Source organism: Schaalia sp. JY-X169, from assembly GCF_014069575.1.
Taxonomy (GTDB): Bacteria; Actinomycetota; Actinomycetes; order Actinomycetales; family Actinomycetaceae; genus Scrofimicrobium.
Map to the genome: position 1 here is coordinate 1,510,705 of NZ_CP059675.1, position 18,360 is coordinate 1,529,064.

General features: G+C 59.5%; 16 protein-coding genes. 4 read left to right on the top strand and 12 right to left on the bottom strand.

What is annotated here, in order from left to right:
• Window positions 1-4: 4 nt before the first annotated feature.
• The gene (locus H2O65_RS06660) at window positions 5-2,227 is read right to left on the bottom strand and encodes an ATP-dependent DNA helicase RecG (protein WP_182140981.1); all 2,223 of its coding nucleotides are present in this window, start codon (window positions 2,225-2,227) and stop codon (window positions 5-7) included.
• A 283-nt stretch (window positions 2,228-2,510) separates the two neighbouring features.
• On the opposite strand from H2O65_RS06660, the gene rpmB reads away from it, so the two are divergent.
• The 4 genes from rpmB to H2O65_RS06680 all read left to right on the top strand — a co-directional run bounded on the left by rpmB (window position 2,511) and on the right by H2O65_RS06680 (window position 5,180).
• Complete coding sequence (rpmB, locus tag H2O65_RS06665) at window positions 2,511-2,702, top strand: 50S ribosomal protein L28 (protein ID WP_182140982.1); 192 nt, start codon at window positions 2,511-2,513, stop codon at window positions 2,700-2,702.
• A gap of 132 nt (window positions 2,703-2,834) precedes the next feature.
• A complete protein-coding gene (locus H2O65_RS06670) occupies window positions 2,835-3,683 on the top strand; it encodes a transporter substrate-binding domain-containing protein (protein ID WP_182140983.1) in 849 nt (282 codons plus the stop codon).
• Window positions 3,662-4,459: an amino acid ABC transporter permease gene (locus H2O65_RS06675; RefSeq protein ID WP_182140984.1), complete on the top strand. Its 798-nt coding sequence runs from the start codon at window positions 3,662-3,664 to the stop codon at window positions 4,457-4,459. Before H2O65_RS06670 ends, H2O65_RS06675 begins: the two co-directional genes overlap by 22 nt.
• Complete coding sequence (locus H2O65_RS06680) at window positions 4,449-5,180, top strand: amino acid ABC transporter ATP-binding protein (RefSeq protein ID WP_182140985.1); 732 nt, start codon at window positions 4,449-4,451, stop codon at window positions 5,178-5,180. The genes H2O65_RS06675 and H2O65_RS06680 overlap by 11 nt, the downstream gene beginning before the upstream one ends.
• A 5-nt stretch (window positions 5,181-5,185) precedes the next feature.
• Here the strand turns inward: H2O65_RS06680 and H2O65_RS06685 are convergent, their stop codons facing one another.
• The 11 genes from H2O65_RS06685 to dnaE all read right to left on the bottom strand — a co-directional run bounded on the left by H2O65_RS06685 (window position 5,186) and on the right by dnaE (window position 18,319).
• The gene (locus tag H2O65_RS06685) at window positions 5,186-6,190 is read right to left on the bottom strand and encodes a thiamine-phosphate kinase (RefSeq protein WP_182140986.1); all 1,005 of its coding nucleotides are present in this window, start codon (window positions 6,188-6,190) and stop codon (window positions 5,186-5,188) included.
• A 19-nt stretch (window positions 6,191-6,209) separates the two neighbouring features.
• Window positions 6,210-7,136: an RNA methyltransferase gene (locus H2O65_RS06690; protein WP_182140987.1), complete on the bottom strand. Its 927-nt coding sequence runs from the start codon at window positions 7,134-7,136 to the stop codon at window positions 6,210-6,212.
• Between the two features lie 649 nt (window positions 7,137-7,785).
• Complete coding sequence (gene rplT, locus H2O65_RS06695; RefSeq protein ID WP_182140988.1) at window positions 7,786-8,169, bottom strand: 50S ribosomal protein L20; 384 nt, start codon at window positions 8,167-8,169, stop codon at window positions 7,786-7,788.
• Between the two features lie 33 nt (window positions 8,170-8,202).
• Window positions 8,203-8,397, bottom strand: a complete 195-nt coding sequence (rpmI, locus tag H2O65_RS06700; RefSeq protein ID WP_182140989.1) for a 50S ribosomal protein L35 — start codon at window positions 8,395-8,397, stop codon at window positions 8,203-8,205.
• 62 nt (window positions 8,398-8,459) lie between these two features.
• Window positions 8,460-9,104 carry a translation initiation factor IF-3 gene (infC, locus tag H2O65_RS06705; protein WP_182140990.1) on the bottom strand — a complete coding sequence of 215 codons (645 nt, stop codon included), beginning with the start codon at window positions 9,102-9,104 and terminating at the stop codon, window positions 8,460-8,462.
• Between the two features lie 328 nt (window positions 9,105-9,432).
• A complete protein-coding gene (locus tag H2O65_RS06710) occupies window positions 9,433-10,239 on the bottom strand; it encodes an SseB family protein (RefSeq protein ID WP_182140991.1) in 807 nt (268 codons plus the stop codon).
• On the bottom strand, window positions 10,236-10,961 hold the full coding sequence (gene priA / locus H2O65_RS06715; protein ID WP_182140992.1) for a bifunctional 1-(5-phosphoribosyl)-5-((5-phosphoribosylamino)methylideneamino)imidazole-4-carboxamide isomerase/phosphoribosylanthranilate isomerase PriA: 726 nt from the start codon (window positions 10,959-10,961) through the stop codon (window positions 10,236-10,238). The genes H2O65_RS06710 and priA overlap by 4 nt, the downstream gene beginning before the upstream one ends.
• A 4-nt stretch (window positions 10,962-10,965) precedes the next feature.
• Window positions 10,966-11,559: a hypothetical protein gene (locus H2O65_RS06720; protein WP_182140993.1), complete on the bottom strand. Its 594-nt coding sequence runs from the start codon at window positions 11,557-11,559 to the stop codon at window positions 10,966-10,968.
• A gap of 5 nt (window positions 11,560-11,564) precedes the next feature.
• Complete coding sequence (gene hisB, locus H2O65_RS06725) at window positions 11,565-12,173, bottom strand: imidazoleglycerol-phosphate dehydratase HisB (RefSeq protein ID WP_259349474.1); 609 nt, start codon at window positions 12,171-12,173, stop codon at window positions 11,565-11,567.
• Entirely contained in the window at window positions 12,170-14,662 is a 2,493-nt protein-coding gene (locus H2O65_RS10565) for a histidinol-phosphate transaminase (protein ID WP_182140994.1), read from the bottom strand. Before H2O65_RS10565 ends, hisB begins: the two co-directional genes overlap by 4 nt.
• Window positions 14,663-14,758: 96 nt before the next feature.
• Window positions 14,759-18,319 (bottom strand): DNA polymerase III subunit alpha, encoded by a 3,561-nt coding sequence (gene dnaE, locus H2O65_RS06735; protein ID WP_182140995.1) that lies wholly within the window; start codon window positions 18,317-18,319, stop codon window positions 14,759-14,761.
• Window positions 18,320-18,360 lie beyond the last annotated feature (41 nt).

Below are 18,360 nucleotides of genomic sequence, written 5' to 3' on the forward strand. Positions count from 1 at the left end.
TCGCCTAGTTCCTTTCCAGCCACACGGCCTCAGTCCCGAGAGAGGCTTGGACAGCGCTTGCCAGCGCACTGCTGCCAAGTAGCGCAGGGTCATCCGCAAGGATGCTGCGCGCAACCCCACGCGCCGCGGCAATCGTAGCGCCATCGGAGCGTACTGAGAGGAACTTTAGCCCTGAGAAACGTCCCGACTGCGATTGCCCCAGAACATCCCCCTCACTGCGCAACCTCAGGTCAATCTCCGCAAGCGTGAACCCGTCTGTCGTTGTTGCGATGGCGTCAAGCCGTTCTTCAGTCACCGGTGATTGCGTTGGGCTATGAACGAGCAGGCAGACACTCTGGGTCGTTGATCGCCCCACCCTGCCTCTAAGTTGGTGCAATTGGGACAGACCGAACCGTTGAGCTCCAAGGACGATCATAAGTGTCGCCTCTGGTACATCAACCCCCACTTCTATCACTGTGGTTGCGACGAGAATCGGTGCCTCACCAGAAGCGAACTGTGAGAAGGCCGCCGCATTTTCTTCGGGGCTTCTGCGTCCGTGCGCAAGTCCGACACGAATGCCGTCTAGCTCAGGCATGGACCGGAGGTTTTCTGCCACCACTTCTGCGGCTGGCACGTCGGAGCCAACGGTGCCGTCACCGGGAACGTCGTCGCCCTCAGCCTCGATGGTGACTTCCTCCCCAAGGCCGTCACGGCCGAGGTCCGAGCTGGCTTCGCCCCCGTCAATCCTGGGGCAGACCACATACACGCGGCCGCCTTTTTCAACTTCCTCCTTTGCGCGGCTCCATATGCGTTTCATCCACGCGGCGTTTGTGTTGCTGACCAAATGTGTCTCTACGGGCAGCCTGCCCGGAGGCATCCCCTTCATGAGAGTGACGTCAAGATCCCCGAATACAGTCATGGCAATGGTTCGAGGGATTGGGGTAGCCGTCATGACTAGGAGGTGTGGGGTCCATTCCCTACCTTCCCGCAGGTACTCCCTCTGTGCCACCCCGAAACGATGCTGTTCGTCAACGACCAGGAGCGCAAGCTGGGGGATTTCCACCCCCTCTTGGATTAGTGCGTGTGTGCCGACAACGATCCCGGCTTCACCCGCCGCTAGGCGCAAGAGAGCCTCATTCTTTTCCGCCTGTGAGCGTTTTCCGGTCAGGAGATGCAGTGGAACATCAAGACCCGCGCGGGTCAGGAGATCACCTAGGGACGAATAATGCTGGCGAGCCAGCACCTCTGTTGGGGCAAGAAGTGCGGCCTGGAAACCATTCTCAACAGCCGAAACCATCGCCAAGAGGGCCATGACGGTTTTCCCAGCGCCTACATCCGCTTGAAGCAAACGTTGCATCGGGACTTGCAGGGCCAGGTCTGCTGAGATCTGTCCCCACGCTTGAATCTGGGATTCTGTGAGAGAGAACGGGAGCCCATTGATCAGGGCCTCAACACTGCCTGCCCCACCGTCGTGAGGTGCCAATGGGTGAGCCTTCCTCACCAGGTGCCCCGCGGCATCCCTGCGGCCTGAAAGGAGCGCGGTCTGCAAAACCAGAGCCTCTTCCCAAGCGAGGGTTCGCTTTGCGGTTTCCCAATCAACTGTGGCTTCAGGTTGGTGCATATTTCGCAGTGCAGCTGGCGCGGACATCAGACTGTAGCGGGCGCGCACCTCATCCGGGATAACCTCGGGGATCTGACTGTCATCAAGCCGCTCCAGAACCGTGCCGATCAGCGCACTGACTTTCCACGAGGGGAGGCCGCCAACCGCCTTGTAAATGGGAATGGGACGCCCTGCACGCCTAGCAACCGCCTCAGGCGACGAATCCTCAAGCTCCTCAAATTCGGGCTGCACCATCTGCAGCTTGCCTTGGAACTCCCCGATCTTCCCCGATACCAGCACCGTTGAACCCGGCTTGAGGAGACGTTGGTGGGGGGCAAGCATGTAGCGGTTCTTCGCGAAGAAGGTGCAGGTGAGGCGCTGGGTTCCATCCGTTACGTCAACCATCAGACGTACCCCCTGTCCCGATCGGTTCGAAACCAGATTTGCGTTCACCACCTGAACCAGAAGCGTTGCTTCTTCACCAACCTTGAGCCACTGGATGTTGGTGAGCCGTCCCCAGGAGTAGTAGCGCCTTGGCGAATAGTAGACAAGATCACGCACAGTCGACAGCCCGCCGTCAGCCAACCGCCTGACCGCAGCTTTGCCGACGCAGAGCGTCAACGGTGTCTCAAGACCTACCGCGTCCATTTCCCCACTTCCTAAGCTGCCATCTTCTTCAGCCAAGTCTTACACTAGGTTCCGACATAATCGATTCTCGAGGCCGGATACGCCGATTGGGACTCGACGAGGCGACAAGTGTGGGCGACTCTACAGCGCTTTTTGGGCCCGGTTGTTTGTCCATGTAACCCTGATTCGGCTAATCTTGCTTAGTTGCTTCTTCGACGCGCGGTCTAACCCGCCCGATGTGGGGGCGGAATGGTCATCAGTCAAGATGGCGATTTAGACTTTTGGAACTAATGAGGAGGACCCCGTGGCCTCGGTATGCGATATCTGTGGAAAGGCTCCGCAGTTCGGCAAGTCGGTCTCGCACTCGCACGTGCGCACGAACCGCCGTTTCAACCCCAACATCCAGCGTGTTCGCGCCCTGGTGAACGGGGAAACGAAGCGTATGAACGTTTGCACCACCTGCATCAAGAGCGATCGCGTCCAGCGCGCAGCGTGACACGTAGTCGTAGCAGACACTGATCCCCCACCTTTTGGCGGGGGATCTTTTGTTGTCCCCATGGGCGCTCACCATCGCCCTCGTCCCACATCTGTAAGCTGGCGACGCCACTGTTTACAGGGAGGAAAACGCATGAGACGCCAAGCGCTGCCATCCGCCGTCACATTCATCATTGCCGGAGTCCTGGCGCTTGCAGGGTGCTCCGCCAACTCCGGTGAGCCCAAGGGTGGCTCTGAAAGCGGCCCTGCTTCCGGAGGAAAACCCCTGGTTGTCGCCATGGAGTTGGCCTATCCCCCCTTTGAGACGAAGAACCAGGCCGGTGAACCCGAGGGCGTGGCACCCGACTTCATGCGCGACTTTGCAGAGCAGTACGATTACGACCTCACCATTGAAAACACCGCATTCGATGGCCTCATCCCCATGCTGCAAACAGGTAAGGCAGACGCAGTCATGTCGTCAATGACGATCACGGAGGACCGTGCGCAGTCGGTTGACTTCACCGATCCGTACGCACGAGCACAACTGGCTATCCTTGCCAACTCGGCCTCGGACATCACCGATATTGCCGACCTGAACGCGCCGGACAAAACCGTTGCTGTGAAAACTGGCTCCACCGGCGATGTTTTTGCCACGAAGAATCTTCCCGAAGCCCAGATCGTTCGCCTCGCTGACGAAAGCGCAGCGGTGACAGAGGTCGTCCAGGGGAAGGCCGATGCCTTCCTTTACGACCAACTTACGATCTACCGCAACCAGCAGCGGAACCCGGATACGACAACGGCCGTGTTCATCCCCTTCCAAGACCCCGAGTTCTGGGGAATTGCTGTCGCCAAGGGCAACGACGAGCTAAGGGAACAGCTCAACGAGTTCATCGCGAGCTACTCTGCCGATGGCGGTTTTGACCGCATCACAGACAAGTACCTTGCCGATGAAAAGCAGGCCTTTGACGATCTGGGTTTCACGTGGTTCTTCACCCTGGACTAAGGCGGTGGTTCACTTCTGATCGGGGAACGAGGACGCCTCCACTGAAGGCGCTCATCAACTACCTCTTCGTTGTCATCATTATTGTTGGGCTCTTTTGGCTCTCACTTTATGGCGCCGGAGTACAACTCGATTTTGGCTTTGTCGGCGAATACAGACATCGGCTCCTCGACGGATTTGTGCTGACACTGCAGATCTGTGCCGCATCCCTCGTGCTGTCAATGATCATCGGTATCCCTGTTGCAGTTGCCGCCCGATCACGCGTTCTGCCACTGCGATATGCCGCTGACTTCTACGTCAAGATCATTCGGGGCACCCCACTTCTGGTGCAGATCTACCTGTTCTACTACATCATCGGAACAGCCTGGGGAATCAACAACAAGACTGTTGCAGGAATCCTTATCCTCTCAATTTTCACCGGAGCATATATTGCTGAGATCATCCGGGGTTCGGCCTCGTCCCTAGACAAAGACCAGCTACTTGCCGCAGATGCGGTCGGGTTTACTAAACCCCAAACACTCCGCTACGTGGTTATCCCACAGATGGTGGCGCGGACACTGCCCGCACTGACCGGCCAGTTCGCCTCACTCATCAAAGATTCGTCCCTTCTGTCAGTCATCGCCATCATTGAGGTGACACAGACAATCCGCGAGATCACCGCAACCAACTACAACTTCTTTGGCGGATACATCTTCCTCGGCGGCCTCTACCTTTGTCTGACTCTGCCTCTGATGTTTGTGAGCTCCCACTTCGAGCGGAAGTTTGACTATGCGCATTGAGCTTCGGGACCTGAAAAAGTCGTTTGGGGATCAAGAGGTTCTCTGGGGGGTCAATCTTGACGAGCATTTCTCGACCCTCGCACTGATCGGACCGTCCGGCGGTGGGAAGTCGACGCTGCTGCGCATTATTGGTGGACTGGAGGTTCCCACATCTGGGGAAGTCGCGGTCGAGGGCGCCCTCGTCAACTACCAGGCGCGCACCCTCCCCGCGTATCGGGCTAGCCTCGGGTTCGTCTTTCAACATGCCGGGCTTTTTGACCACCTGACTGCCCTGGAGAACGTTGCCCTCCCCCTGCGGGTCGTCCACGGTGTGGGCGAGGGCGAAGCGCGGGAGCGAGCCGAGGAGCTGCTCAACAGGTTTGGCCTCAATGTCGTAGTGGGCAAGCACCCCTCACAGCTCTCTGGTGGTGAGCGCCAACGGGTTGCCATTGCTCGAGCCGTGGCCCCCGAGCCGAAGATGCTGTTGCTCGACGAGCCCACCAGCGCCCTCGACCCCGAATACACCGCAGAGGTCCTGGATCTGATCGATGGACTGAAGACGGAGGGGACACGGTTCATCATCGTCACACATGAAATGGGATTTGCGCGGAAGGCTTGCGACAGGGTTGCCTACCTCAGCGACGGTGTGATTTGCGAGCACGGGCCAAGCAATGAAACTTTCGCCAACCCGAAGACAGCCGGTTTGCAGCGGTTCCTTAGCAAACTAAGCCAGTGGAACTAGACCCGCTACTTCGCTCCCCCACCAAAGTGGTCAAAGCCGCCTCTCAGTGAGGTGCCGTCGAGTGTGACGCGCGTGCGCCCCTCCCCTCTTCGCGCCTCCCCGTAGTCACCAACCGTGCCGATTGTACGGAAAGGTGCTGTGACGAGGACGTAAGGTGGGAACGCCACAAGGAGACTGTGGTCTTCACCGCCGTACAGCACCCACTGTTGTGGGTCAGCGCCGAGGGCGTTGCCCACCTTCTCTAGAGCCGCCAAGTCGTCGTGCAGTCCATACCGAGTGATGTCGAGGGCGACGCCGGAAGCTTCCGCCAGGCGAGTTGCGTCCACCACCAGGCCATCAGAAATATCCATCATTGCCGTAGCGCCGCGTTGCGCTGCGAGAGGGCCAGCCTCCAGTGGCGGCTTGGGGCTGCGATAGAGGGCAACCGGCTCTTGAAACGGGGTGGGGACCTGGGCGCCGTGAAGTGACGGCGCGACCGCACCGGAGTCAAGCGCAGCCAATCCTGCCGCTGACCTGCCAAGTGTTCCCACAATGGCGAGGGTATCCCCCGGCGAAGCTCCGCTCCGTGTGATGGGCGCGCCAGCCAGTGTGCCGTGAGCGGTGACAGAGATGACGAGGACGGGGCCCCTACTCAGATCTCCCCCGACTACCCCGGCGCCGGCTCGATACGCCTCTGTTCCCAAGCCGCCAGCTAGGTCTTCCAGCCAGGCGACCTCCAAATCAGGGGGAAGGACCAGCGACACCACGAGCGAGGTTGGCTTCGCTCCCATGGCCGCCACATCCGCGAGGTTTTGGGCAGCCGCCCTCGCCCCCACTTCCGCACCTGTGGACCAGTCCCGGGTGAAGTGCTCGCCCTCGACCAAAACGTCTGTCGTCACGACAAACCTTGCTCCCGGCGCACCCACAACCGCGCAATCGTCACCAGATCCAAGCAGCGTGAGGGGCCCCTCAGGCAGGTACGGAAGGATACGAGAGATCAGTTGGCTCTCACTAAGTTCACTTACTCTCATCGGTTCTACCGTCCTCGTCCTAATGATTTGCCGTTGCCAGGTGGGAGATGTATAAACACATGGCCGCTGCTGCAGCCGCATTGAGTGACTCTGCGTGGCCGGCCAGGGGAATCTCGACAAGCAGGTCGCACAGGACGATGTCTTCCGCAGCCAAGCCACGCGCTTCATTGCCAAAGACCCAGGCGTGCGGCCGCGCAAGGACCGCTGTCAGTGCGTCACCGTGCCCGGTTAGGGCGGCCTTGGCAATGTCATCCAGTCTCACGTCTGCTCCGTGTCCTGCGGTCCCAAGCATGGCCCAGTCGCCAGGGCGGAGATTGCCCCGTACGGTTTCTAGGGGAACACGGACCAGAGGAATATGGAAGACCGACCCCGCAGAGGCTCGTATCACCTTGGGGTTTGCGGGATCTGCGGTTCCCGAGCCAAGGATCACTGCGGCCGCACCCATCGCGTCAGCTGAGCGAATCACAGTCCCAACATTGCCCGGATCCTGCGTCTCAGGCAGGCATACGACAAATGGCACGGAGACATCTGGTGGCACGGGAACGTCTGATGCGCCGGGGATGCTCTTGGCTTCGAGAGCCGCGAGGTCAAGATCCAACCTCTCCCAGATTTGCTCGGCTCCATGCTCGAGGGCCTCGGCGCCCGCGACGGCCGCAATCCCCTGACAGTCAGGACTTATCGCAGCGGCCACCTCCGGGGTAACGGAATGAACCCACCGGGTTGCCTCACGCACAGCCTTTGCAAGCGCGGGGTCGGCCATCTCGACCCGATCGGTGATGTAGATATCGATGATGGATTCTGGCCGGTGCAATGCCAGTTCGCGGACCGCCTGTGGCCCTTCGACCAGGATGCGGCCGGAGCGCCTTCGCGCGGACCTGCCGGTCAGCGACGCTACGGCCTTGATCCGGTCGGAGCGTGGGTTATCGATCATCGGGGGTTGTGTCATGGTTGAAACTCTACCTGTCCCCTCGGCGCCAACCCACCTGCTGGCTGAAGAGGGCGCCGCCGACTCCCCCCCTCCACGACCCCCGCTGGCCCGATCACGCCCAGCATGATACACATGGATCGCCTCCGCTCCCGCCGCGACGCCCCTCACTCACGCCCCTTCTCTACCGCTCCCGCCGCGAAATGTTTACGTTGGGATCAAATGCATGCTTGGGGTCGATACCCGCGACCCACTTTTCGCCCCAACGTATACATTTCGCGCTTGGAGGCGGGGCGGCTGCCTGCCAGCGCGGGCTGCCAGGCTATTTGGAGTCGGCGGGTTGTTGTTGGCTTGTTGTTGAGGTTGGTACTGGCGCTGCCCGTGCCAAAAGGGAGCGAGTTACGCGTTACGGAGCGAGTTACGCGTAACGGAGCGAGTTTGGCTTGCATAACAGTGTGATTCAAGGGGAAATGGGGCCAAACTCGCTCCCTAAGGCGTTACCGGCTCCGTAAGGCGTTACCGGCTCCGTAATACCCGGGAGCCCCGCCCGGCGGCCCTCCAAAAGAAGAAGAGGGCGCCCCCGCAGGGACACCCTCACTCTTAGAGTCACGCTGTGAAGCGAGCTCTTTGCCGTGTTACTAAGAGCAAATCACGCTCTTAGAAACTTGAATCACGCAGCCTTCGGCGCGTTCACATCGGCAGGCAAAGCTGCCTTTGCAGCCTTCACCAGAGCTGAGAACGATGTTGGATCGTTGACGGCCATGTCCGCAAGCATACGGCGGTCAACCTCGATGCCAGCCAGGTTAAGACCCTGGATGAAACGGTTGTACGTCAAGCCTTCCGCGCGGGCGCCAGCGTTGATGCGTTGGATCCACAGGCGACGGAAATCGCGCTTCTTGTTGCGACGATCACGGTATGCGTAAACGTGGCTGTGAGTGACCTGTTCCTTTGCCTTGCGGTACAGGCGTGAGCGCTGACCACGGTAGCCCGAGGCCTGCTCAAGTACGTCGCGGCGCTTCTTCTTTGCGTTTACTGAACGCTTTACACGTGCCATTGAAGTGTTCTCCTAAAGTCAGTTCCCGTACGTTCACTTGCCCAGAAGTGAACGGACCTCTTTCTTGTCTGATCGCGCAATCTCAACATCGTTCGCCAAACGACGGGTCTTGCGGGATGACTTGTGCTCCATGAGGTGGCGGGTACCAGCACGCTCACGCATGATCTTGCCGCTACCGGTGGTGCGGAAACGCTTCTTCGCCCCGGAGTGCGTCTTGTTCTTTGGCATTATCTTTCCTTTTCAAATCGGCGCCACCCGTCCCAAGAGGAACGAGGACGGGTGCAAGTTCGTTAGAAGTCCGAACGGGACTGGCGAACCTGGTCCCGCTGACTACGCACTTCGTGCTTCGCACGGCGTTCACTACGTGCAGCCTCCCGGCGTTCACGCTGCTGAACCATTGCATCGGCCTTCTTACGGGTCGGAGCAAGAACCATTGTCATGTTGCGGCCGTCCTGGCGTGGAGTCGACTCGACGACGCTGATGTCAGCGACCTCGTCCGCAAGACGCTGTAGCAAACGAATGCCAGCTTCAGGACGCGACTGTTCGCGACCGCGGAACATGATCATGACTTTGACTTTGTCCCCACCCTCGAGGAATCGCTTCACATGACCCGTCTTTGTGGCGAAATCATGGTCATCAATCTTGATGCGGAAACGAATCTCCTTGAGCTGTGTGTTTGCCTGGTTACGGCGCGCATCACGCGCTTTCTGCCCGGCCTCATACTTGTATTTTCCGTAGTCCATCAACTTGGCTACGGGAGGACGCGCCTCCGGCGCTACCTCAACTAGGTCCAAGCCTGCTTCTTCAGCAAGCCTGAGCGCATCTTCAACGCGCACAACGCCGACCTGTTCGCCCGCTGGGCCAACAAGCCGTACTTCCGGAACTCGAATCCGATCATTGATGCGAGGTTCGCTGATGGCGCCTCTCCTTCCCAATGTTTGGCCCTACTTGAGCCAACAAAAAACTCCGTGCCGATCAACGCGCACGGAGCTATCCCTCAAGCAGACGTACCTCTGCTCACAGCAGTACGCCCGCATTACCCGGCGCCTCCGGATCCAAACAACTGTTTCCAGCTGTCGTATCCTGCCGCAGAACTTACGCTGTGCGGTGGGCCCCCAGGTGGGATTAGCTCCACTTACGTTCGGCAAACCTTCTGCAGGTTAGCCGTTTCGGTCGCCGTCAACTCTACCAGTGGTTTTGCCTGAGGCCGAGACCTGCGAACGTTTGCGCTGGTGGAACCAGTCACAGCCTGCTCACAACAGGCTAAGCAGCCGCCACTGGCTTCGGTACCAGTTCTACGGCGGGAGCTGCGGCCGCAAGCCGCGGGTGGTGACTTACCTCCGAAAGCGCATTAGCAAGCGACTGCCTCTGAGTAGCGAAATCAGCACCTATATCCGCGAGGAACAAGATTGTTACTTGCAGCGCCCCCACCCATGCCCCATCTTGACCCGGGGTGACTGTCGGTGCCACACGCACATCAACAATGTCTGAGCACTGAGTCTGCGCAGCCGCCACTAGGTCAGCGGCTAGCGCGGGGTCCGCCCACGGCGGCAGCCACGTGTCACCACCAACAAGTGCATGGACGGCAGCTACCGGCAGTGTGACGGGCGAGGACGATGCCACGTCCACCACGATCGACGGCGGCGCGGCGGTCTGCGTCGCGAAGAGGGCGACTCGCTGCGCACTCATTGTCATCGGTCTTGCCACGGGGTCCCACGCTGCCAGCTGCTCAGCAGACGAGAACGCTATTACCGTGTTGCCGAATGCCCCAGCTGCGACCGGCAGGGGAATCTCATCTTCCATCCCCAAGCCTTGATGCCGATGTTCTCCCGCATCGTCTGGGTGCACTTCTACGGGGACTGGCACCACAAGCCGTTCACTTACCAGCGCGGCGGCAAGGGCCACTGCCCTGCCAGCCTTCTGACGGACCGACCCCGACGGCTCAGCCAGGGCAATGGCCGTCAGCGGAAGCAGTTGTCCCCGGTCGGACCTGTCATGATGCAAGTTGAGGCGTTGCTCCATCTTCAAGCGCTGCGCCTGCGTGAGTCCATTCACCCGTTCGACTGTCACTGCCCCGCGGCAACTTTCAGGGCCTCTTCCAGAGTGAACTTGCCCGCGTAAAGCGCCTTCCCAACGATGGCGCTATCAACTCCAATGGGAACCAGGGTTCGCAGAGCCGCGATGTCCTCAAGTGAGGAAACCCCACCCGATGCAACGATCGGGGCATCAGTGCGTCCGGCAACCCTTTCAAGAAGTTCAATGTTGGGCCCATTGAGCATCCCGTCCCTACCCACGTCGGTCAAAACATAGCGGGCGCATCCGGCCATGTTCAGTCGCATCAGCGTTTCCCAGAGATTCCCGCCCTCCTTCGTCCATCCACGCGCAGCCAAAGTGTCCCCACGGACGTCAAGACCCACAGCGACCCTGTCACCAAATCGGCCAATGGCACTCTCAGTCCAGTCCGGATTCTCAAGCGCAGCTGTCCCCAGATTGACCCGGGTCGCTCCCATGTCGAGGGCGCGCACCAGTGATTCTTCACCGCGAATCCCACCGGAGAGCTCCACGAAGAGGTCGGTAGCGTCAATCACCTGCTCCAGCAGATCCTGGTTGCTTCCACGCCCAAATGCAGCGTCAAGATCCACCAGATGAATCCATTCGGCGCCGGCGTCCCGGAACTGACGAGCAATTTCCACGGGATGACCGTACTCGGTCTCAGTCCCGGCCTCGCCCTGCACTAAGCGCACAGCCTTACCACCAACAATGTCGATTGCTGGAAGGAGCGTAAGCTTCATTGTTCTATCGCTTTCCCCGGCCCTTGAGCCAGCCGGTCCATGGACCGGGTTCCCTGTAGTCATCCACCTGTTCCGGGGTGATTCGCCCCAGGAGCAGTTCTTCTGCGGCAAGATCCAGTCCCGCCAGAACGAGGCCGGAAGGGAGAGGCACCTCCGCCTCACCGTTGACGTATCTCATCGCAGCGATGGTACCGTTCACTTCCGGCGGTGCGCTCTCCGCTTCGCTGTCCTCCTCAGTCGTCCATGAGGCGATAGCAACGCTGCCGTGTGCGCTGAGTTTGGACAGAAGTTTGCCCATCTGGTCGACTTCCGGTGGCAAGGGGGGCTCCTCAGCGAGCAGAGCTAGCAGCTCCGCATCTTGATCCGGATCCTCCTCTTCCACTTCCACTTCCAGGTAAACGGCACTGGCTCTTCCAAGCGAAACCACGGGGGCCGGTGAACCGACCATGTCCAATGCTGCCCTGAGTGCACCCGGCGAATCAATGGGCGATATAACTAATGCCCGGCAGAATCTGCGAGCCGAGGGCGTCACGTCCTCAACCATTTTGAAGAACTCTGCGTCTAGGTCATCTCCGTCAAAACTCATGTCGTCAGTCATTTCAGCTACAGAGCACCCTTGGTTGATGGAATCCCAACTACCCGGGGGTCGAGGGCGACAGCCTCTCTGAGGGCGAGTGCGAGAGCCTTGAACTGTGCCTCAACGATGTGGTGGGGGTCGCGGCCATACAGGAGTGTCACGTGTAGGCACAGACCCGCATTGAATGCGAGCGACTCAAAAACGTGCTGGGTCATGGCTCCGGTGTAGTGACCGCCTATGAGGTGATAGGTCTGGCCGTCAGGCTCGCCGGTCACCACGCAGTAGGGGCGTCCAGCCACGTCGACCACAGCGCGCGCGAGTGATTCGTCCAGGGGTGCGAAGCCAGTTCCGTAGCGGCGCAGTCCCCGTTTGTCACCAAGCGCCTTGGCAAGAGCCTTGCCCAGGGTTATCGCCACGTCCTCGACCGTATGATGCACATCAATATGAACGTCTCCCGTTGCCTTGATCTGCATGTCGATCAGGGAGTGCTTGGAAAGCGCAGTGAGCATGTGATCGTAGAAGGGCACGCCGGTATCGATCGTGTTCGCCCCACTTCCGTCAAGATTAATCGTGACAGTCACGTCAGACTCACTGGTCTTTCGCATCACCGTTGCAACTCGCTCCTGTGTCGTCACAGCGCCTCCTTCAAAGCGGCCTTGAACGCTTCATTTTCTGCCTGGGTTCCCACTGTAACCCGCAGGTAGCCTTCGGGTCCCACTTCCCGGATGAGGACGCCGTCGGCAACCAGTGATTCCCACACTTCGCGCCTGTTTAGAAGTGGCCCAAACAGCAAAAAGTTCGAGGACGATGACGACACCACGAAGCCCTGCTCCTCAAGCCACTTCGCGAGTACGGAGCGTTCGCTACGGATCAGCTCGACCTGCCGCATCTGGCTGTCTGCGTGACGCAGAGCCGCCCGCGCCGCTGCCTGTGTGATCAGGGAGAGGTGGTAGGGCAAGCGCACTTTCTGTACTTCGTGGATGATCCGCGGGTCCGCCACAAGGTAGCCAAGCCGCAGTCCGGCAGCCGCAAAGGCCTTGGACATGGTTCGTGTCACAACGAGGTTGGGATGCTCTGCGAGCAACTCGAGTGCCGAAGGAACGCCCGAAGCACGAAACTCCGCATATGCCTCATCCACAATGATGATCGAAGATGTGGGTTGGCCAGTCCTCGTGTCCCGGGGCCCCGAGGTCGTGGAAGCCTCAAGCACATCCGCTAGCGCGTCATTACCGATGGCCTCACCGGTCGGGTTGTTCGGACTGGGGATGAAGACGACGGCGGGCCGCTGCGCCCGCATAGCCCCGATAAGTTGGGTCTTGTCAAAGTGCGGCAACTGCCGTGGATCGGGACCCGGACCTCCCACAAGCACCCAGTTGGTGAACGTGTCCCGGGCATACTCCTCATACATGGAGTATGTCGGCCACATCGCCAGTGCGCTGCGCCCCGGCCCGCCAAAGGCCTGCAGCAACTGGATCATTACCTCATTCGACCCGTTAGCTGCCCACACCTGACCGGCAGTCACTGCCACGCCTGATTCTGCGCTCACATACGCGGCTAGGTCCTCCCGCAACTCCACGGCATCCCTGTCCGCATAGCGGTTCAGGTTCGAGGCCGCGTCCGCCACCGCGCGGGCGATCGACTCGATAACTTCTGGGCTGGGTGGGAATGGATTCTCATTGACGTTCAGTCGGACAGGAACATCGATCATGGGTGCCCCGTACGGCTCCACACCCTCAAGTTCGATGCGGAACGGAAGCCGCGCCACAAAGTCCGGCGCCCCGCTACTATCGACCTGCGCAAGAACCGAAGGCAACTGCTCACCTTCAAAGCGGACCTCCGCTGCCACTCCGTGAGCGTAGAGCCCCTCGGCGTGAGAGAGCTCAATAAGAGCCGGGGCAACTGCCCGCAGCCCCCGCTTCGAGTAGTCGACGACCTGCATGGACCGCAAGTACTGTGTCACGTTCAGCCCCGCCGAGTAACGCGCGGTACCGCCCGTGGGAAGCACATGGTTAGAACCCGCAACGTAGTCACCCAGTGGGACCGGCGTGTAGTCACCAACGAAAACCGCACCTGCGGTTGTTATCTTCTCGGAGAGTTCGAGGGCGTTGCGTGTCTGTATTTCCAGGTGCTCCGGAGCATATGCCTCAACAACCTCAACGGCCTCGTCAAGAGACCCTGTCAGAACGATTGCCGACTGAGGTCCACCGAGAGCAGTAGCGATTCGTTCGCTCTCCGCGGCCTCCCGAACCAGACCCGGAAGGAGCCTGACGACCTCGTCCGCCAGTGTTTCGCTGGGGGTGACGAGGACGGAAGCAGCAGCTGGGTCATGCTCGGCCTGACTGATCAGGTCGGTACACACGAAGAGCGGGTTTGCGCCCTCGTCCGCCAGAATCGCAATCTCTGTTGTTCCAGCTTCTGAATCGATGCCACAAACAGACTGGACGACACGCTTCGCGGCAGCCACGTAAACGTTCCCAGGGCCAGTCACCTTGTCAACCGGGGCGCAACGATACTCCCCGTCCTCGAACCCGTACGCCATGGCCGCAATTGCCTGGGCACCGCCCACCGCAATCACTTCCTTCACTCCAAGCATTGCGCACGCGGCCAAAATTGTCGGGTGTGGCAAGCCCCCGAACTCCTTTTGAGGAGGGGTGGCGACAACCATCGACTTGACACCTGCCACCTGGGCGGTCACCACGTTCATAACGACCGAGGACGGATAGACCGCAAGACCGCCGGGCACATACAGGCCCACACGACCAAGTGGGACCCACCTCTGGTAAACCATCCCACCCGGCACGACCTCTGTGGCAGCGGGAAGGGGAATCTGTGCACTGTGAGCAAGTCGGGCATTGTCAATAGAGACCTGCAGGCTACGCCTCACCTTGGGATCCAGGTCAGCGAGTGCCTGGGCCAGCGCCTGCGGTGAAACCGCAAGCGACGCCGGCCGAACGCCATCGAACCTCTCATCAAGATCGTAAAGCGCCTCTGCCCCGCGGATTCGCACATCCTCTATGAGGGGACGAACAACCTCGGTTGCGGCTGTTGTGTCAATTTTTGGTCTGGGAAGCAGATCCTGGAAGGTTACTCCGGGATCCGCTTCGCGTAGGTCGATGATTCGCACCCTGCAATACTACGAAGTACAGGGCGCTTAGCGCCGATCCGATCGAAGGCTGGCCGCCGCGTAGACCCAGCCAGCGCTGAGTACCCGTCATTTCGGTCAAGAAACTGCTGAGGCACCCAGAAGCCCCTTCACTGCCGCGTAGAAAGAAGAATCCGGATCCACGAGGAGCCTGTCACCCAGGTCAATCGTGGTCTCTTTGGATCGGTCGCGTAGATGCACCCGGACCCTGGCGCTGCCCGGGTAGCCCGAAAGGGTTTCACTGAGTCGCCCCAGCAGTTCCGGCGTGCAGTCCTGAGCGTTCAGCGAAATCTCCACGGGCATGTCACTGCGGTCACGCAGCTCCAAGATTCTCACGCTGTTTCCGGTCATGGATGCCTGATCATCCCTGATCCCAATGCGTCCGGTGACGGCGACAATCTGGTCCTGTTCCAGGATTTCCTGAACCCCCTCGTACTGCCTGGGGAAGAAGAGCACCTCGATTGAGCCACTAAAATCTTCAAGCGTCACGATCGCCCAGGGGAGCCCCTGCTTGTTGAGGCGCACTTCCAGGCCCGTAACCAATCCGGCGATCGTAATGCGTTGGTTGTCGAACTTGCGGGGCTCTTCCTTGATCTTGCCAATCTCCACGTCCTGGTGTCGTGGTAGTGACCTCTCCATGCCTCGCAAGGGATGATCGGAAACGTAGAGTCCAAGCATTTCCCGTTCGAATGCCAGCTTCTCCTTGCGGTCCCATTCCGCAATCTCCGGGATCTCAACAGTGAACGAGGACGCTCCCCCACTGTCACCGTCTAAGGCCGCGAAGAGGTCGTACTGCCCGTGTGCCTCATTGCGCTTCAGATCAATCACGGCATCGACAGCGTCGTCGCTCCTAGCGAGCAGAGCCCGGCGTGGATGACCAAACCCGTCAAAAGCACCGGCTTTGATCAGAGACTGCATTGTTCTCTTGTTGCAGACCTCGATTGGCACCTTGTCGAGGAAGTCTTGGAACGATGTGAAGTCGCCCTTTGCCTCGCGCGCAGAAACGATCCCATCAACAACGTTCTTTCCAACGTTGCGGATTGAGGCCATGCCAAACCGCACTCCCTCAGAGTCGGCTGTGAAAACATCACGAGAGCGGTTCACATCCGGGCGCGCTACGGGGATTCCCATGTGTCGACACTCAGCCAGGTAGAGCGCTCGCTTGTCCGTGCTGGCTGCCGCAGATGTGAGGAGCGCAGCCATATATTCGTCCGGGAAGTTTGCTTTGAGGTAAGCAGTCCAATAGGAGACCAGTCCGTATGCGGCGGAGTGAGACTTGTTGAACGCGTAGTCAGAGAAGGGAACCAGGATTCCCCACAGAGTGTTGACACAGTCTTCGGAGAAACCGTTGTTGAGCATTCCCGCCTTGAACGGTTCGAACTCTTTGTCGAGGATCTCCTTCTTCTTCTTACCCATGGCACGTCGAAGCATGTCAGCTTGTCCCAGGGAGTAGCCGGCAACCTTCTGGGCAATCTGCATAACTTGCTCTTGGTAGACGATCAAACCAAAAGTCGCGCCGAGGATTTCTTCTAGCGGTTTCTCCAGTTCCGGGTGAATCGGAACGACGGCCTGGCGCCCGTTCTTGCGCAGCGCATAGTTGGTGTGCGAACCCGCCCCCATGGGGCCGGGCCGATATAGTGCGCCAACTGCGGATATGTCCTCAAAGTTGTCGGGCTGCATGGTAGCCAACAACTCTCGCATCCCTCCGCCCTCGAGCTGGAAGATGCCCAGAGTGTCACCGCGGCCGAGCAACTCATAGGTCTTGGGATCATCGAGGGCTAGCGAGTCAAGGTCGGGTACTTCCTTACCGCCCAGACGGATGTTCTCGAGCGCATCGGAAATTATGGTCAGGTTGCGCAGGCCCAGGAAGTCCATCTTCAGCAGACCCAGATCTTCACAAGATGGGTAGTCGAACTGGGTGATGATCGCCCCGTCTTGGGGTCGCATCATGAGGGGAATGACGTCGGCCAGAGGTTCACTGGACATGATGACCGCGCAGGCGTGCACGCCCCACTGCCGGGTTATGCCCTCAAGGCGCTTTGCGAGGTCGAAAACATCATGGATATCCGGCCTCTCCTCATAAAGCTTGCGGAACTCCTTAGCTTCCGCGTACCGCGGGTGCTTGTCGTCAAAAATCCCAGCAAGTGACATGGGCTTACCCATCACGTCACCAGGCAGAGCCTTCGTAAGCTCTTCCCCGACTCTGTACTCCCTACCCATGACCCTGGCGGAATCCTTCAGCGCCTGCTTCGACTTGATCTTTCCGTAGGTGACAACCTGCGCGACACGGTCATCCCCATACTTCTCACGGACGTATCCAATCACCTCATCCCTGCGGCGCTCATCGAAGTCGACGTCAAAGTCGGGCATTGAGACACGTTCGGGGTTCAGGAAGCGCTCAAACAGCAGCCCGTGTTCAATCGGGTTCAGGTCGGTGATTCCCATCGCGTAGGCAACCATCGAACCGGCACCCGAGCCCCTTCCCGGACCAACGCGAATCCCCCGTGACTTGGCCCAGCCAATGAAGTCGGCAACAACCAGGAAGTAGCCCGGGAAGCCCATCTGGAGGATGACACCCTCTTCAAACTCCGCGCGGTCGAGGACGTGGGCTGGAATGCTCTCACCAAAACGAGCGTGGAGCCCCTTTCTTACCTCCTTCACGAACCACGACTGCTCATCTTCGCCCGGAGGAGTGGGGAAACGCGGCATGTAGTTAGCCCCGTCAGATGTTGTCCTGAAAGTGACATCGCTTCTCTCTGCAATCTCCAACGTGGAGTCGAGTGCCTGCGGGAGTTCCTTCCAGGTGCGACGCATGTCTTCGGTTGACCGCAGGTAGAACGTATCGCCCTCGAAAGCGAACCTGGGACCGCCCTCATGGTAGGGCTTGTCCAGCAGCGTCGTCGTGGACTGCAGAGCAAGCATTGCCTCTTGGGTGTGGGCATCCTCCTTAGAAACATAGTGGGAGTCGTTCGAGACCACCATTGGGGCCCCGAGCAGTTCCGCGAGTCGTGGCAGCTGATCGCGGGTCTTGCGTTCGATTTCAATCCCGTGGTCCATTAGCTCAACGTAGAACCGATCAGCTCCGAAAATGTCCCGCAGTTCTCCGGCTTCCTTCACTGCTTCATCCCACTGGCCCAGGCGCATACGGGTCTGCACCGCGCTTGAAGGACACCCTGTGAGGACTGTGATCCCTTCGTGGTAGCGGGCCATGAGGTCCTTATCAACCCTGGGGTACTTGCCAACCTGACCTTCCAGAGAAGCCATGGATCCCATACGAAAAAGATTGTGAACCCCCTGCGTACTGTGAGCAAGGAGCGTGAGGTGCGTGTAGGTGCCGCGGGCTGAGACGTCGTCATTCTTCTGCCATGGTTCCCCCCACGTCACCTTGGACTTGTCGAACCTTGAGGTCCCCGGTGTCACGTAGGCTTCCAAGCCGATGATCGGCTTGATTCCGGCACTAACGCACTCCCGATAGAACTCATAGGCCCCAAAGAGGTAGCCGTGGTCTGTGATGCCGAGCGCGGGTTGGCCAAGCCGAACCGCTTCAGCAACCATCGGCTTGATTTTTGCAGCCCCGTCAAGCATCGAGTATTCGGTGTGGTTGTGAAGGTGGACGAAACCATTACGTGTAGCAGCCATGCCCGCCATCCTAGTAGCGCCCTCCGACATCTTGGCGCGCT

Excerpts from the sequence above, each read along its gene's own strand:
- H2O65_RS06660 (WP_182140981.1), bottom strand. The coding sequence starts at position 2,227 with ATGGACGCGGTAGGTCTTGAGACACCGTTGACGCTCTGCGTCGGCAAA.
- H2O65_RS06670 (WP_182140983.1), top strand. The coding sequence starts at position 2,835 with ATGAGACGCCAAGCGCTGCCATCCGCCGTCACATTCATCATTGCCGGA.
- H2O65_RS06680 (WP_182140985.1), top strand. The coding sequence starts at position 4,449 with ATGCGCATTGAGCTTCGGGACCTGAAAAAGTCGTTTGGGGATCAAGAG.
- H2O65_RS06685 (WP_182140986.1), bottom strand. The coding sequence starts at position 6,190 with ATGAGAGTAAGTGAACTTAGTGAGAGCCAACTGATCTCTCGTATCCTT.
- H2O65_RS06690 (WP_182140987.1), bottom strand. The coding sequence starts at position 7,136 with ATGACACAACCCCCGATGATCGATAACCCACGCTCCGACCGGATCAAG.
- rplT (WP_182140988.1), bottom strand. The coding sequence starts at position 8,169 with ATGGCACGTGTAAAGCGTTCAGTAAACGCAAAGAAGAAGCGCCGCGAC.
- rpmI (WP_182140989.1), bottom strand. The coding sequence starts at position 8,397 with ATGCCAAAGAACAAGACGCACTCCGGGGCGAAGAAGCGTTTCCGCACC.
- priA (WP_182140992.1), bottom strand. The coding sequence starts at position 10,961 with ATGAAGCTTACGCTCCTTCCAGCAATCGACATTGTTGGTGGTAAGGCT.
- H2O65_RS06720 (WP_182140993.1), bottom strand. The coding sequence starts at position 11,559 with ATGACTGACGACATGAGTTTTGACGGAGATGACCTAGACGCAGAGTTC.
- dnaE (WP_182140995.1), bottom strand. The coding sequence starts at position 18,319 with ATGGCTGCTACACGTAATGGTTTCGTCCACCTTCACAACCACACCGAA.